The following is a 16,647-nucleotide window of genomic DNA, read 5'->3' as shown; positions in this document are numbered from 1 at the left end:
GGCGCATGCCACGTAGGAGAATGATAAACGCTATGAGAATTGCAATCGTAAACGGACCGAACATGAACCTGCTCGGATTGCGGGAAACCGCGATTTACGGAACCGTCACCTGGAAGCAAATCGAGGACAGGCTGTACAGGCTGGCGGGCGAGCTGCAAGTGGATGTCCTCTTTTTCCAATCCAACCACGAAGGCGAAATCGTCGACTTTTTTCAGCAGCAACTGCACGACCTGGACGGCGTGGTGCTGAATCCGGCGGGATTTTCCAAGACCGGTTACTCGATACTCGACGCGCTGGCCGCAGTCGGCATTCCCTATATCGAGGTGCACATGTCCAACATTTTTGAACGGGGCGGCTGGCATGCCGAATCAATTTTCTTCGCCAACGCTGTGGGCCACGTGATCGGCTTGAAGGCCAATGTGTACGAGCTTGGCTTGCGAGGGATCGCGCAGTACGTAAAAGAGCAGCGAACATCGATCAGTGGGAAGGAATGGAGAACGGGTGCACATTGAAGTCTACAACGCGAAGCTTCACAATCTGAAAAACATCACCACGACGATTCCGAAGCATCAGTTTATCGTCGTCACGGGAGTTAGCGGCTCGGGGAAATCCAGCTTTATTTTCGACACCTTGCACCACGAGGGGCAGCGGATTTACTTGGAGGCGCTGGGCATCGCGCACGATGTCCTGCACTACGACTCGTTTGACATGATTCAGGGACTCAGCCCGACGATTGCCGTGCAGCAGCGAACTGTCAGCAATCTGAATCCGCGCTCGGTCGTCGGCTCCGTCACCCGCATTTTGAACCTGCTGGCGATCATTTACGCCCAGGAAGGACAGCGGGCAGGCAAGGAGATAGCCTCGCACCAGCCAGACGAATTTGTGCCGGGGCTGTTCATGTTTAACTCCCCGCATGGCTCATGCCCGGCCTGCGGCGGCAGGGGAAGTGTCGTCGAGGTAAACGTCGAGAAAATTTTGCCGTCGGAGCGCGAAACGATTGAACGGTGGCATCAGTTCGCCTACCAGTTCCCGCACGCGAAAAAAGAGGAAAAGGAGTACGTGTACAAGCGCCTCGATAATTTCAGCAAACATTTTCAGGTGAGCGCGGACACGCCTTTTGCCGAGTTGCCGCCGGAAGCGAAGGAAGCGTTTTTGCATTATCGGCCGAAGCGGACGCAGAGCAAAGGCCACCTGATTTTTTACGGAGTCACTGTCGTCATTGAAGAAAAGCTGAAAAAGATCAATCTGCAGCAATTTCCCGATCTGCAGACGACGCGGCCGTGCACGAGATGCCAAGGGTTCCGGCTCGGGCCAAAAGCGCTCTCGATTACGATTGGCGACAAGCATATCGGACAGCTTTGCCAGATGAATGTCAGCGACCTGGCGGCATTTCTCCGCCACTACCAGACAGCGCGGCCGCATACCCCGTTTATTGCCCACTTGCTCGGAGAGATTTTGCGCAAGCTGGATTGCCTCGAAACGGTCGGCTTGTCCTATCTGAACCTGTATCGCGAAATCCCGACGTTGAGCGGAGGGGAGACACAGCGGCTGCACATCATGTCTCACCTGTCGGCAAAGGTCGATTCGATCATCTACATTTTTGACGAGCCGACCGCCGGGCTGCACGAAAAAGAAAAAGAAAAGATCATCGAAAGCTTCCATCGGCTAAAGCAGCAAGGCAACACGGTCATTGTCGTGGAGCACGATGAAAGCGTCATCAAGCACGCCGACTACATCATGGACTTCGGCCCTTTGGCTGGCCAACTCGGCGGCTCTATCGTCTACCAGGGGAGCTACGCCGGCTTTCTCCAGTCGCGCGAATCAATCACGGCCCAGTATTTGCGGAAGAAAAAGCACCCGCCAAAAGAATACGCAAGCGGCGTGGACGCATCCGCTCCCAAGCTGTCGATTTGCAACGCGCGCACGAACAATCTGAAAAACATCGACGTCGCTCTTCCTTTGCGTGCCATCGTCGGCATCAGCGGGCTGTCTGGCAGCGGAAAAAGCTCGCTGGTGATCGACACGCTTATCCCTAAGCTTCAAGCAGCGTTGAAAGCAAAAGCGGGCAAGCAAAAGCAGTTGCTGGAGGAAGAAGAGCACGACAGCGATTACGCCCATGCGCACGCCGATGCCAGGCTGGAAGGCGCGGAAAACGTCGACGGCTGCATCGTCGTCACGCAGAAGCTGGCGCGGCGCCATGAAAACTCTTGCGTCGCCACGTTTTTGGGGGTGTGGGACCACATCCGGCAACTTTTTGCCGCGCAGGAGGAGGCCATCGCCCGGCAGTTTACGCGCAGCTCTTTTTCGTTCAACTCGACAGGCTCGTGTCCGATTTGCAACGGAAACGGGCAGATCAAAAGATGGCTCGGGCAGTTGACGTTCAGCGATCCGTGCCCTTCCTGCCGCGGCAAGCGATTCAAGCAGGAAGTGATGCAGGTTCGCTACAAAGAGCGCACGATCTCCGACATTTTGGAGATGTCGATTTCCGAAGCGCACGCGTTTTTCTCTGACCACGCCAAAATCAGCAAGATGCTCGGCACGATCGAGGAACTCGGCATGGGCTATATTCTCATCGGGCAAAGCCTGACGACGTTGAGCGGGGGAGAAGCCCAGCGGCTGAAACTGGCGCGCGAGCTGGGAAAAAGCAGCAAGGGAAGCTTTCTGTACATTTTGGACGAACCGACTGTCGGCCTCAGTTACTACGACACGGAAAAATTGCTGGTCATTCTCGGCAAGCTGATCGCCAGCGGACATTCCGTCCTGCTCATCGAACACGATCCGTACGTGCTGTCTTACTGCGACTATTTGATCGAGCTTGGGCCAGGCGCGGGGCACAAAGGCGGCGAGGTCATCGCCAAAGGAACGCCGGAGGAGATCAAGCAGTCGCCGCGCTCGATGATCGGTCCGTTTTTGGACTAAACGGCACGCTTGCTTGCAGCCATGCCCGCAAAATCATGATTCGAAACGGAAAAGAGGAGATGCTTGTGGAGAGCGTAACGCTGCCAGTCGTCCAGCCGCCGATTTTCGGCTATCAATTTTTTGCCTTTCCTCTATGTATCGTCTTGCAGGACAAAAGAAGCCTGCCCTGGCTGTACAGCAATTTTATCCAGGTGTGCTTCGACAAGCGCCCTGATCCTCCTGTTCCGTTTACGTTTTACATTCACGACTATACGTTGAACCCATGGCTGCACGTCGAGCATTTGCAAAGGGGCACGATGAACATCGTCCAAAGGAACATCGTCGAGTTTGTCCGCGATTGCCTCCTGGACGGCTACTATGTGTACCTGAATGTCGATGAGTACTACATTCCCGAGCGCGCCGTCTATCAAAAAAGCCATCTCTCCCACGATGTGCTGGTGCACGGCGTCGATCTGCAAAACGAAACGTTTCAATTGCTGGGCTTTACAGACAAGCAGATGCTCGCCACCACGAGCGCGTCTTTTCAAGCGTTTGCGCAGGCGTATGACAGCATCGCCCGGATCGACCACCAGGCCATTTGCAATCGCATCTATTTGTACAAAATCAAGGAAACGGGGGCGTATGCGTTTGATTTGGCATTGGTGCAGGAAACGCTGGAAGAGTATTTGACTTCCGGCAATACGTCCAGCAGATTTCGCATGGTCGCCAACCCGTGGGATCATTGCGCCTACGGTTTGGATACATATCGTTGCCTGCAAGACTATTACGAACGCTTGCTTGCGGGCAAGGCAGGCTTCGACGTGCGCCACGTCCACAGCTTATGGGAGCACAAAAGCTTGATGGTCGCCCGGATCAAATACATGCAGGAGCACACCGACTATCTCGACGCGCCCGACCGGCTTCATGCGGCGTATAGCGAAATCGAGCGCAAAGCGCGGAACGCGCGCAACTTGACGCTCAAGTTTTACATGCAGCAGGAGGAGGCGACGCTGCATAAAATCATGCGCTACCTGGAAGAAATCGCGGCTGCGGAAGCGCTGGCGATCGAGCAGTTTTTGACCGTGCTGCGCAAACACCAGCCGCAACTGTCGTAGCAGCCGCCCGTTTTTTTGCCCGCAAAACTTATGCCCATTTTCATAACAGTGAACGGAGGAGCGTTGGATGATAACCAAAAACGAAATTGAAGAAAAACTGGTGCACATCTACATGCAGCAGATGCAAGAGCTTCAAGTCGGCCCAGAACAAGTGCAGCAAAGCGGGATTGATTTCTCTTCCCAGCACATTCGCTTGCAGGACGTCGGGATTAACTCGCTCGGCTTCATTCGCCTGGTGGTTGCGATTGAAAATGAATTCGGGTTTCAGTTTGACGATGACATGCTCAATGTCGAACTTTTTGAAACGATCCAGCAACTAATCGCCTATATCGAAGAAAAAGTGAGCCAGTAAGACGAAAACCGCTCGGCTGTTTGCGAGCGCATAACCATTTTGGGGAAGGTGGAAAAGCTCCATGAAATTTTACGCAGATTTGCCCATGTGGCTGCATCACCGCGAAAAGAATCAGCTCCAGATCATCCATGAAGCCGCGCATTTGCTGGAAGCAAACGGCTTTACCGGGTCGTTGCTGTTTTATCAGCACACGACTCTCGATCCGTGGATTGTAGCGGCTGGCACCTTGCAGGCTACGAACGATCATTTGCCGATCATCGCCTTGCAGCCGAATACGGTCCCGCCGTTCACAGCAGCGAAAATGATCCATTCGCTGGTTCATTTGTACGGACGTAAAGTTGCGCTAAATATGATTCCTGGGCAGTCGATATCCGAGCTTCGGCAAGTCAATGATACCGTTCCGGGCGAAGAGCGCTTTGACCGACTGGTCGAATACATCGACATTTTACGAGCCTTGCTTCGCTCGAACGATCCGTTGACCTACAAAGGCAAATACTTCACTTACAACGACCTGCAAATTTTTGCCCAGGTCGATCAAGCGTTGCAGCCGCTCATTTTTATGCCGGGCGCCTCCACGCTGTTTCAAAAGGCTGCCCACCAGGCGGTCGACGTCGCCATCCAGTTGGCAAGCCCGGTCTCGCAGCTTGTCAAAAGCTTTGACATTCTCTACGACTCCCATGTGGAATTGTGCTGCCGACTCGGCATGATCGCGCGCCCGACTTCCGAGGAAGCGCTGGAGATTGCCAAAGAGGAAGTGCCGATGCGCTTCATGCAAATTGTGAAAAAGCAGGGGAGATTGGCCGGATATTATACGGAAGAAGAAGAGCGGCTTTATTTTCCGGTCGAGCAAGGCAAGGCGTTCCGGGGGCCGCTGCTGGTTGGCTCTTACGACGAGGTGGCAAGCTATTTCCGCGGATACAAGGAGCTGGGCATCAAGCATGTCATTTTTAGCTGCATACGCTCCGCGGAAGATTTGCACCATGTAAAACAGGTGCTGGATCGAGCTGGCGTGAGCGACACGGCCCAGCCTGTTCGTTAAAAACGCCATTTCCTCCTTGGATTGACAAGCAGGACGGGCATGGGGTAGTATATTTGTAATGGTTTCCAAATAAATGCATTTTTGTTAGTTTGAACTACAGACGATATACGGAGATTTTAGAAAGATAACTTTATCCAGAAACAAAGTTATCTTTCTAAAATATTTATGAATTAGCCGAGAATATCGTAAGTGAACACATGGAAGCGAAATACGACTATACATTCAAAATCAGAAAGTGAGGTGACATGCAGTGTTAGTAAATAAAGCGTACAAATTCCGCATCTATCCAACCAAGGAAGAAGATGTGCTAATCGCTAAAACAATTGGTTGCAGTCGATTTGTATTTAACCACTTCTTGGCTAAGGGGAATGAAACGTACAAAGAAACGGGCAAAGGATTATCATACGGAGTATGTTCTTCTGAACTACCGAATCTAAAAAAAGATTGACGTGGCTCAAAGAAGTAGACAGCATCGCTATTCAGTCGTCAGTAAAGAATCTTGCTGATGCCTATTCTCGATTCGTCAAGAAGCAGAATGATGCTCCACGCTTCAAAAGTAAAAAGAACAATGTTCAATCCTATACAACGAAACACACAAACGGAAATATTGCGATTGAAGATTTGCAGGTATCTAACATGATTAAGAACCACAAACTTGCCAAAGCGATTAGTGAAGTGTCTTGGTATCAATTCAGAACGATGCTTGAGTATAAAGCAAAGTGGTATGGTCGTACTGTTGTTGCCGTAGGCAAAACATTCGCTTCCTCTCAGCTCTGTGCGTGTTGTGGATACCAAAACAAAGAAGTTAAAAACCTGAACTTGCGTAAATGGACTTGCCCTTCTTGCCATAGCGAATGGGATAGGGACATAAATGCAAGTTTGAATATTCTTAACGAAGGCAAAAGACTACTATCTGTATAATCGCAGGATCCGTAGGAACTACGGGGATAGCTTGGTGGTACATCATGCACCAATTCTGTTCAGTAGAACGGACTAACCAAGAATCTCGTGGCTTTTGGTCATGAGAGGTTCAATTGTGATAAAACGGGAAACTTGCCCTGCAGAGGAAAGCGAACGAGAGGGAAAATTTTTTGCTATTTTCTCGTCAAAACAACCTGACAGGTTTTATTGAAGCTTAGGCACATTAAAATCGCTCAGGGGTCATACGACATGGAGTAGACACGGTGTAGTGTATCCGGCTTCGATACACGAAATGGCGGAGCTATGCCCGAAAACAGGCTTAAAAAATTCGCTTGGTGTGAACAAAGGGGAAGACATAGTGGAAAACAATCGCAGCTCTACGGATTGCATGAAGTTATTTTGCTTGCCGTACGCAGGCGGATCGGCGACGGCTTTTAGCAAGTGGAAACGGGGGCTGGACCCGCGAATCGAGTTGGTGCCGGTAGAGTTGGCGGGGAGAGGGAGACGTTTTCGAGAGCCGTTCTATCCTTCCTTGCCGGACGGTGTCAAAGACATTTTTCCGTTCATTGTGGAGCAGGTCGGCGACGGCGAATATTCGTTGTTCGGACACAGCATGGGAACGCTGTACATTTGCGAGCTGATGAACCAAATCCGCAAGCATGGCTGGAAGCAGCCGCGGCATCTGTTTTTGTCCGGCATGTATCCCCCGCATATTCGCGACAAGAAAAAGATTCATCACTTGCCGGATGACGAGTTCATCGCGGAAATCATCCAGCTTGGCGGCACGCCCAAAGAAGTGGCGGAAAACCGGGAGCTTATGCAAATTTTCACGCCGATTTTGCGGGGCGACTACAAAAACGTCGAACAGTATTTGCTGCAAGCGGCCCCGGAGACGTGGGACATCCATGTTACGGTTTTGACGGGCGATGACGATGACCTCGTCACAGCGGATGATATTAGCCAATGGCAAAAGTACACGAGCCAATCCTGTACGATCGTGACTCTGCACGGTGGACACTTCTTTATCCATGACGAAGAAGAAAAGGTGATTGAGATTATCAATCGCACCCTAACTGCATAAGACGCGCGCATGCGAGCAGCTAACCCTTGCCAGTGACTGGTGAAGGGTTCGTTTTGTTTTGGCTGTAAACAAATTTGAAAAGGGAAATGGGAGCTTACCATGGGGCATAAATACGACGATCAGGCATATACAGGGCTGGAAATCGCTGTGATTGGCATGGATTGCAAATTTCCGAAAGCAAACAATGCCAGCCAATTTTGGGACAATCTCAAAAATGGAGTCGAAGGGATCTCGTTTTTTTCCGCTGAGGAAATGCGGCAATCGGGAATAGATCCAGCGCTCTGCAACGACCCGCATTATGTAAAGGCAAAAGGGTACTTGGAAGGGATCGACTGCTTTGACTCGGCCTTCTTTGACTATACCCCCCGGGAAGCGACCGTGCTGGACCCGCAGATCAGGCTGTTTCACGAAGTCGTCATGAACGCTTTGGAGCATGCAGGCTACAATCCTGAGACGTACAAAGGGCAGATCGGCCTGTACGCCGGGAGCACGGAAAATGTCAACTGGCTGCTGAGACAAATGCTCGCCGACGAGAACCCCACTTTTAATCTCAGCTTTCGCGAGTACTTGTGCACGTCTGTCTCCTACAAGCTGAAGCTGAAGGGGCCAAGCGTCTCCGTGCTGAGCGCATGCTCAACGTCGCTGGTTGCCGTGCATCTGGCCAGCCAGGCATTGTTGAACGGCGAGTGCAGTATCGCGGTTGCGGGCGGTGTGCACATTTCCCTCCCGGCGAAAAAAGGCTACTACTATTCCGACGACCTCATTTACTCGCCGGATGGTCATTGCCGCGCGTTTGACGCCGCTTCCGCCGGAACGCTCATCAGCGACGGCGCGGGAGTCGTCGTCTTGAAACCGTTGCAGGATGCGCTCCGGGACCGCGATCATATTTACGCGATCATCAAAGGATCGGCGATCAACAACGACGGCCATCGCAAGGCCGGCTTTTCCGCCCCGAGCATTCAAGGGCAAAAAGAAGTCATCGAGGCAGCGCTGCAAATGGCCGAAGTGGACGCAGAGTCGATCACCATGGTGGAAGCGCACGGGACAGGGACGAAGATTGGCGATTCCATCGAAGTCGAAGCGCTCAAGCGGGCTTTTCAAACGAACAAAAAGGCATACTGCGCCATCGGCTCGGTCAAGTCGAGCATTGGGCACTTGAATGAAGCGGCCGGGATTGCCGGCTTAATCAAAACGGTGCTTTCGCTGGCAAACAAACAAATTCCTCCGTCGCTTCATGTGCTGAAGCCGAATCCGAAAATCGAGTTTGAAACTACTCCTTTTTACATCAACCATTCCTTGCGCGACTGGCACCGAACAGCCACTCCGCGCCGAGCAGCCGTCAGCTCGTTTGGCATCGGCGGGACGAATGCGCACGTCATTTTGGAAGAAGCGCCGATACGCGAAAAGCGAGCTGCCGCAGAGCAAGCTCGCTTGTTTGTCTTTTCCGCCAAAACTACGACGGCCTTGCAGGAGCAAATCACCCGCTTCAAAAATCACCTGAAACAGCAGCCCGCAGTCGACCTGCACGACGCAGCCTATACGCTGCAAGCAGGGAGAATGGCTTTGTCCAACCGTTCCTATGTGGTTGCCCGGAACTATCAGGAGCTGCTGCCTCAATTGGACGCGAAAAAAGTACCGCTGCGGACGGTGGAAAAAGGCGAGGCGGCTGTCCTGTATTTCGTGCCGGAGATTACCGGGGAGGCCGAAATCGTTCAGCTCGCGCTCGCGTTGTATGCAGAGCATCAGCCGTTTCGCGAGGAAGTGGCGCAATGTCTGGGCAAAATCGGGTCGCACGGCAAGCTCGACTTGCACCGGTTGTTCGCTCCGGGTGAAAAGGCGGCAGTAGAGCTACGAGCGATCCATTTCCTGTTTGCTTATGCCTTTGCAAAAGTCACGTTCGCCTGCCAGGAGCAGCCTTTCGGGATCGTTGGCTTCCGGAGCGGAAATTTCGTAGCGGCTGCGCTGGCCGAAGCAGTAGCGTTTGCGCATTGTTTTGCCGCTTTTCTGGACCATGAACTGACGGCGATTACCGAAAATCCGGTTTTCCAGCCGCGCATCCCGCTGTTTTCGGCGGAAAATGGCGACAAGCTGTTCCGCGAGCATTTGCAAGAGCGCAGCTTTTGGCATGCCCTGCTGAACGCGCCGCGCTCGTTTGCGGCCGGACTTGCCGATCTTTGTCAAACGCCGAAGACAGTCGTCGCTTTCCTAGGAAATAAGCGAGCAGCGGAGGGAGACTACGCAGAGTGGCCTGTCCGCGAGGGGGTTTTGTTGGCTTACGGCGAAGCTGCGGTTTGGCACTGGATCGGCGAGCTGTGGAGCCGGGGAGTGACCATCCATTGGGAAGCCTTGCACAAGCGCGAGGCGAAGGGGCGAATCCCGTTGCCGACGTATCCGTTTGAGCGGCAGCGCTACTTTTTGGACGATGACCCGGCAAAGCTCGGGAAAGCGTTTTTGCAACAAGTAAAGGAACAGACGCTGGCGCAAAAGGATGCCGCGGATTGGTCCTACAGACCGACGTGGAAGCGCGCAGCTTTTTCAGACTGGTCGGCAAAGTCTGCCGCCAACCAGCGGAGGTCCGCGATCATTTTCCATGATGTCGAGCTGGCCGAGGCGGTCGTGGAAGCGTGCAAGCGCCAGTTTGCGCAGCCCTTTTTTGTAGCGCGGGGCGGCGCTCCTGTCGCTTGCGCGGAAAACGGATGCGGGTTGGCGGACGACAGTCAGGCAAGCTACACGGACGTTTTGCAGACGTATTGGCAAAAAACGAAAACGGAACCGGACGCGATCCTGTACATGGCGCTATCCGAGGACGAGTTCGTCGAAGCAGATCAGGAGCAGGCAGCGCGCATGCTGGATGCGACTTACGACAGCCTCCTGCACCTCGTGCAAGCGCTGGACGAAGTGAACGGGGCGGCGGCGATTCGGCTCGCTGTCGTGGCGAATCGCCTGTTTGATGTGCTCGGCAGCGAACCGCTTAACCCGTGGAAAGCGACGCTGCTCGGGCTTGTGCGCGGCATTCCGCTGGAGTTTCCCGACAGGAACTGCCAGTTGATTGATATATCCTGCCAGGAGCAGCTCGTCGCCTCCGGTCTGGTCGACAAGCTGTTGCAAGAGATCGCAGGAGGGCAAGACGAGCTGTTCGCGCTGCGCGGAAAAGCGAAGTGGCTTCCGCTCTATGAGCCGGTATCGCTCCCAGCCCGTTCCGGTGCGGCGCTCAAAGACGGGGGCGTTTATTTGATTACCGGGGGAACGGGCGGCATCGGACTGGAGTTGGCTGACTACATCGCCAGTCACTGCCAGGCGAGCCTGATTCTGTTGGGGCGCTCGTTTTTCCCTGCCAAAGAGGAGTGGGACAACTGGCTGCGGGAGCACGGCAAGCAAGATGCGATCGCGGCCAAAATCCGGCAAATGCGGCAGCTTGAACAAAAAGGCGCGCAGGTGTACGTCTGTCAGGCGGATGTTTCCGACTTCCCTGCTCTGGCCGCGACGTTGCAGCGTGTCCAACAGGAAGCAGGGGCGATTCACGGTGTGATTCACGCCGCCGGGCTTCCGGGCAGCGGCTTGATCCAGCAGGCCAAAAAGGAGACGTCGCACCAGGTCATTCTCGCCAAAGCAGCAGGCTGCCTGAACTTGAATCGGATTTTGCGAGCAAACGACCTGGACTTTTTTGTGCTCTGCTCGTCCATCAGCACGCTCTCCCCGATGATCGGGCAGTCTGATTACAACGCAGCCAATGCTTTTTTGGATGCATATGCCGAGTATCGCAACCGGGATGGCAACGAGGCCATCATCAATCTGAAGTGGGATATCTGGAAAAACGTAGGGATGGCCGTCAAGTCGGGAATCGCGCCATCGCCGAAGCAGGCGCTGGCGCATCCGCTCTTTGACTACAGCTTTCAGGCAGGCGGCAAAGAGCTGTTCGTTGCCAGACTGAGCCAGCAGCGTCACTGGGTTTTGCAAGATCACCGCACAGAGGAGCATGGCGTATTGTCGGGAACGGCATTGATCGAAATGGTTCGGGAAGCGGCCGACCACAGCTTGCTGAAAAAGCCTTGCGCCCTGCAAGACGTGCAGTTCCACACGCCGATAACGGTGCGCGCGGACGAGGAAAAAGAAGTGGTGCTACTCTTCTCTCCGAACAGCAACGAAAGCTGTTTGTTTGCGGTGTACAGCCGGATTCATCCGGCAGAAGATACGTGGCTGCCGCATGTTACCGGGACAGTCGGGACGATTGGAACGATTGAGCGTCCGCCTGGCAGCGTCCATCTGGAAGCGCTAAAAGCGCGGTGCGCAGACAGAAATGTGCTGTTTAGCGATTCGGATCACAAAAAGCACGCAGGCTATTTGATCTTCGGAAAAAGATGGCGCAACATCCGCCAGGTGATGGCAGGAAAAGACGAAGGATTAGCCGTGATTGAGCTACCGGAGCAATATGAAAGTGATCTGGACGACTATCACTTGCACCCGGGGATGCTCGATTCGGCTACGAGCTTTTTGCTCGGATTTCTCGGCAAAAAAGAGATGTTCATTCCGCTGTCCTACGAATCGCTCGCCGTCTACGGCAAAATGCCGCGGCGCATTTACAGCTATTGCAAATATTTGGACAGCGAATTTCCGCAAGACGGCTTGGCGAGCTTCGATATCCAGATTATGGACGAAGCGGGAACAGTGCTCGTTGACATTCGCAACTACACGATGATCGCCATATCCGCTTCGGTTGCCGAGCGGATTAGTGACGGAAACAAGCCGAGCATTACGCTCGCTCTCGACGAATGGATGAACGCTGGTGCGGCTGGCGACGATTTTGGCCAGATCGGCATCTTGCCGGAAGAGGGACGCGACATATTCGGCAAAGCATTGGCGGCTGGCGCTGCTACCTACCTCATTTCTACGACGGATATCGAAAGCCGCGTGCAAAAAAGGCGCGACAGCAAGCAGGACATCTGGGGAAGTAGCAGCGCTCAGCAATCCGTGCGCACAAAGATTCAAGGAAAAAGGCCGCCATTGTCCGCAGCGTACGTCCCGCCCGCAACCGACTTGCAAAAAGCGCTGTGCGCCATTTACGAAAATCATTTGGGCATCGCTCCGATTGGCATAGCGGACGACTTTTTCGAACTGGGCGGAGATTCGCTCAAGGCGATTCACGTCAGCACGAGCATCCGCAAGCAGTGCCAGGCGAATATTACGCTGACAGACTTTTTCCAGGAGAAAACGATTGAGAAGCTTGCCGCCTTCATCGCAAACAGCCGCCAGGCCGGGCAGCATTCGATCGCGCCAGTGGCGGCCAAGCCTCATTACAGGACTTCGCTTGCGCAGCAACGGGTCTTTTTCTTGCAAGGTCTTGTGCCGGATACGGTAGGGTACAACGAGTCGACCGCAGTTTTGCTGGAAGGGCCGATAGAAGCCGAGCGAGTGGAAGACATATTTGCCAAAATCATCGAGCGGCACGAAAGCTTGCGCACCTCGTTTCAGGTGGTGGACGGCGAGATCGTCCAGGTTGTGCACCCGCACGTTGACTTCCGGGTCATTTGCCTCATGTCCGATGAGCAGTCCGTCGAGCGCGACCTTGCGCAGTTTGTCCAGCCGTTCGATCTGGCGCAGGCGCCGCTGTTCCGCGTGGGGCTAATCCGGCTCGGGGAGCACAAAAGCGTGTTGGCGCTCGACATCCATCACATCATTTCCGATGGAACGTCGATTAATTTGTTGATAAAAGACTTTGCCGAACTGTACAGCGGAAAGTCGCTTCCGCCATTGGCTATCCAGTACAAAGATTACGCCGAGTGGCAGCACGCGTTTGCGCAGTCGGACGCTTACCGGGAACAGGAAGCGTACTGGCTGAAGCAACTGGAAGGCGTGTTGCCTGTGCTGCAACTGCCGACGGATTTTCCCCGTCCGGCTTCGCTCAGCTTCCACGGCGACCGGATCATCGTCGAGCTTGACCAGCAACTGAGCGATGGCATCAAGCGGTTTTCCCAGGAAGAGCACGTCACCTGGTTTATGACGATGCTCGCTGCGTACTACGCATGGCTGGCAAGACTCAGCGGCCAAGCGGACATCCTGGTAGGCATTCCGCAGGCAGGCCGAAACCACGAGGACGTAAAAGAGATCGTCGGCATGTTCGTCAATCCGCTAGTCCTGCGCAATCGGCCAAAGAGGGAGAAAAGCTTTCGCGTCTTGCTCCGCGAAGTCAAGGCGAGCTTGCTTGCCGCTTTGGAAAATCAGGATTTGCAAATGGAACTGATTGTGGATCAGCTCGATGTGAAGCGCGACCCGAGCCGTACCTTTTTGTACGATACGATCTTCAATTACCAGAGCATGAAAAACCAGACGGAAAGCGATGCCGCGCACGACGGGGAGATGAAGCTGTCAGCGTATCCGATCGAGGTAAAAACGACGAAAGCCGATCTGAATATCCATTTATACGAGACGGCGACAGGAATTTGTCTGGAATGCTTTTACCGCACAGACTTGTTCCGGCAGGAGACAATCTGCCTTGCACAACCAAGCCGTCTGACCTGGCTTATATCATCTACACGTCCGGTACGACGGGCAAGCCAAAAGGCGTCATGCTGGAGCACAAAGGGGTAGCGAATCTGCAAGCGGTATTTGCCAACCAGCTTGGCGTTACACCGCAAGACCGGGCGGGGCATTTTGCCAGCATCTCGTTCGACGCCTCGGTGTGGGAAATGTTTATCCCTTTGCTGACGGGAGCGACCTTGTACGTCTTGTCCCGCGACATCATTAACGATTTTCGGCAGTTTGCCGCATACGTTCGCCACAACGCGATCACCATTCTCACCTTGCCGCCGACGTATGCCGTGTACCTGGAACCGGAGCAGTTGCCGTCGCTACGTATCCTGATTACAGCCGGATCGGCTTCCTCTGCCGCGCTGGTGGAGAAGTGGAAAGAAAAGGTGACCTACATCAACGCATACGGCCCGACCGAAAGCACCATTTGCGCGACGCTCTGGATCGCCGACCCGGATGAACCCGTCGAGACGATCACCATTGGCAAGCCGATTCCAAACACGAAGCTGTACATTGTGGATGACCAGTTGCGTCTGAAAGCGCCCGGCCAGATCGGGGAATTGTGCATCGGCGGCTTGTCGCTGGCCAGAGGCTATTGGAATCGTCCCGAGCTGACTGCCGAGAAGTTCGTCGACAATCCGTTTGCCCCGGGAGAGAAAATGTACCGCACAGGCGACCTGGCACGATGGCTCCCGGACGGAAACGTCGAGTACGTGGGCCGAATGGATCACCAGGTGAAGATTCGCGGGCATCGGGTAGAGCTGGGCGAAGTGGAAAGCGTGCTGCTGCGGTATGAAACGGTCAAAGAGGCAGCCGCCATCCCCCATGAGGACGACCGCGGCCAAGCTTATTTGTGCGCCTACTACGTGGCGGAAGGAGAAGCCACGCCCGCGCAGCTTCGGGACTATATGGAAAAAGAGCTGCCTCCTTACATGGTTCCCGCCTTCTTCATCCAACTGGAGAAGATGCCGCTGACCCCCAATGACAAAATTGACCGGAAAGCACTGCCGAAGCCAAGCCAGGAAGCGAATCGCGCCGAGGAATACGCGGCACCGCAAAGCGAGCTGGAGCAATTGCTGGCTTCCATCTGGGCAGATGTCTTGGGCATCAGGCAGGTCGGAACGAAAGACAACTTTTTTGAACTGGGCGGCGATTCCATCAAAGCGATCCAGGTGTCCACTCGCCTCAATGCGTCAGGCTGGACGCTTGCGATGAAAGAGCTGTTCCAATACCCGACGATCGAAGAAGTCGCAGCCCACGTCGCCCCGAACAGCAGAGAGAGCGAGCAGGGCGTCGTAGAAGGCGAGATTGGCTTGACGCCGATCCAGAAATGGTTCTTCGAGCGCAATTTCACGGATCGCCACCATTGGAATCAGGCTGTCATGCTGTTCCGCGCGGACGGCTTTGACGCAGGACTGGTTTGCCAGGCGTTCCATAAAATCGTCGAGCATCACGACGCGCTGCGCATGATTTACAAGCAGGAAGCCGGAACGATCAGGCAAATCAACCGCGGACTGACTGATGAGCGCTTCCGCTTCGATTTCTATGATCTGCAGGAGCAGGCCGATTGCGCGGCCCGCATCCTGGAACTGTCCGATCAGATCCAAAGCAGTATAGATCTGGAACAAGGACCGCTCGTCCATCTCGCGCTTTTCTCGACAAACGCAGGAGATCATTTGCTGATTGCGATTCACCATCTCGTCGTCGATGGCGTCTCCTGGCGCATTTTGTTTGAAGATTTTTCATCGGCCTACGCGCAGGCTCTCCATCAGCAGGAGATCGTCTTGCCGAAAAAGACAGATTCGTTCAAAGACTGGGCGGCCCAATTGCAAGCGTACGCGGACAGTGACGAGCTGTTGCGGGAAGCGGCGTATTGGCACAACCTGGAGTGCACTGCCACGGCTGCCGCGCTGCCAACTGACTTCGCCGCCGCAGATCGCAAGCAAAAACATACGCGCACGCTCTCGTTTGAGCTGACAGCGACCCAGACGGAAAACATGCTGCGCCACGTTCATCACGCCTATCACACGGAGATGAATGACCTGCTCTTGACAGCGTTGGGCTTGGCTATCAAAGACTGGGCGAAGACGAACTGCGTGCTCATCAATCTGGAAGGCCATGGCCGCGAAGACATCCAGAACGAGATGAACGTCACGCGAACAGTCGGTTGGTTCACTTCGCAATACCCGGTCGTGCTCGACATGGAAAAGGCCGATGACTTGTCGTACCAGATCAAGCACATCAAAGAAAGCTTGCGCCGGGTTCCGAAAAAAGGAATTGGCTACGAAATTTTGCGTACGATGACGACACGCGAGGTACAGCCGCCACTGTCGTTTGCGCTGCGGCCGGAAATCAGCTTTAACTATCTCGGCCAATTCGAGTCGGACGGGAAGGCTGGCGGATACACATTCTCGCCGCTCGGAACAGGTCAGCTATTCAGCCCGGAATCGGAAAGAGTGTTCCTATTGGACATTTCCGGCTTGATTGAAGATGGAAAGCTGCGGATCACCGTGGGCTACAGCAGCCTCCAGTACAAGGAAGAGACGATTGCCAGCCTGGCAGACGGCTATCGGAATCACTTGCTCGGCATCATGGAGCATTGCATGGCAAAAGAGGAAGGCGAGTACACCCCGAGCGACCTGGGGGACGACGATCTTTCCATGGAGGAGTTGGAGAACATCCTGGAACTGATTTGACCAGGCGACGCTGGAAATGA

General features: G+C 54.2%; 7 protein-coding genes and 2 pseudogenes. All 9 read left to right on the top strand.

Annotation, left to right across the window (positions count from 1 at the left end):
* Nucleotides 1–32: 32 nt before the first annotated feature.
* Nucleotides 33–512 (top strand): type II 3-dehydroquinate dehydratase, encoded by a 480-nt coding sequence (locus AC3WJN_RS09630; RefSeq protein WP_005834032.1) that lies wholly within the window; start codon nucleotides 33–35, stop codon nucleotides 510–512.
* Nucleotides 502–2,919, top strand: a complete 2,418-nt coding sequence (locus AC3WJN_RS09625; protein WP_007786661.1) for an excinuclease ABC subunit UvrA — start codon at nucleotides 502–504, stop codon at nucleotides 2,917–2,919. Before AC3WJN_RS09630 ends, AC3WJN_RS09625 begins: the two co-directional genes overlap by 11 nt.
* 59 nt (nucleotides 2,920–2,978) lie before the next feature.
* Nucleotides 2,979–4,013: a cysteine peptidase family C39 domain-containing protein gene (locus tag AC3WJN_RS09620; protein ID WP_492329254.1), complete on the top strand. Its 1,035-nt coding sequence runs from the start codon at nucleotides 2,979–2,981 to the stop codon at nucleotides 4,011–4,013.
* A 67-nt stretch (nucleotides 4,014–4,080) separates the two neighbouring features.
* The gene (locus tag AC3WJN_RS09615) at nucleotides 4,081–4,365 is read left to right on the top strand and encodes an acyl carrier protein (RefSeq protein WP_492329253.1); all 285 of its coding nucleotides are present in this window, start codon (nucleotides 4,081–4,083) and stop codon (nucleotides 4,363–4,365) included.
* A 61-nt stretch (nucleotides 4,366–4,426) separates the two neighbouring features.
* Complete coding sequence (locus tag AC3WJN_RS09610) at nucleotides 4,427–5,404, top strand: LLM class flavin-dependent oxidoreductase (RefSeq protein WP_007786655.1); 978 nt, start codon at nucleotides 4,427–4,429, stop codon at nucleotides 5,402–5,404.
* A gap of 250 nt (nucleotides 5,405–5,654) precedes the next feature.
* Nucleotides 5,655–6,325 (top strand): annotated as a pseudogene (locus AC3WJN_RS09605) (RNA-guided endonuclease TnpB family protein).
* Between the two features lie 358 nt (nucleotides 6,326–6,683).
* Nucleotides 6,684–7,406, top strand: coding sequence for a thioesterase II family protein (locus tag AC3WJN_RS09600; protein ID WP_152344092.1), 723 nt, complete (start codon nucleotides 6,684–6,686; stop codon nucleotides 7,404–7,406).
* Between the two features lie 99 nt (nucleotides 7,407–7,505).
* Nucleotides 7,506–13,991: an SDR family NAD(P)-dependent oxidoreductase gene (locus AC3WJN_RS09595; RefSeq protein WP_492329252.1), complete on the top strand. Its 6,486-nt coding sequence runs from the start codon at nucleotides 7,506–7,508 to the stop codon at nucleotides 13,989–13,991.
* Nucleotides 13,883–16,627, top strand: a pseudogene (tycB, locus tag AC3WJN_RS09590) (tyrocidine non-ribosomal peptide synthetase TycB); the annotation flags it as partial. The gene AC3WJN_RS09595 and the pseudogene tycB, both read left to right, overlap by 109 nt.
* Nucleotides 16,628–16,647: the final 20 nt, after the last annotated feature.

This window comes from Brevibacillus sp. FW306-2-1A-C05A (assembly GCF_058781555.1).
The sequence above is the reverse complement of the archived record's forward strand: the minus strand, read 5'-3'. Positions and strand labels throughout refer to the sequence as shown.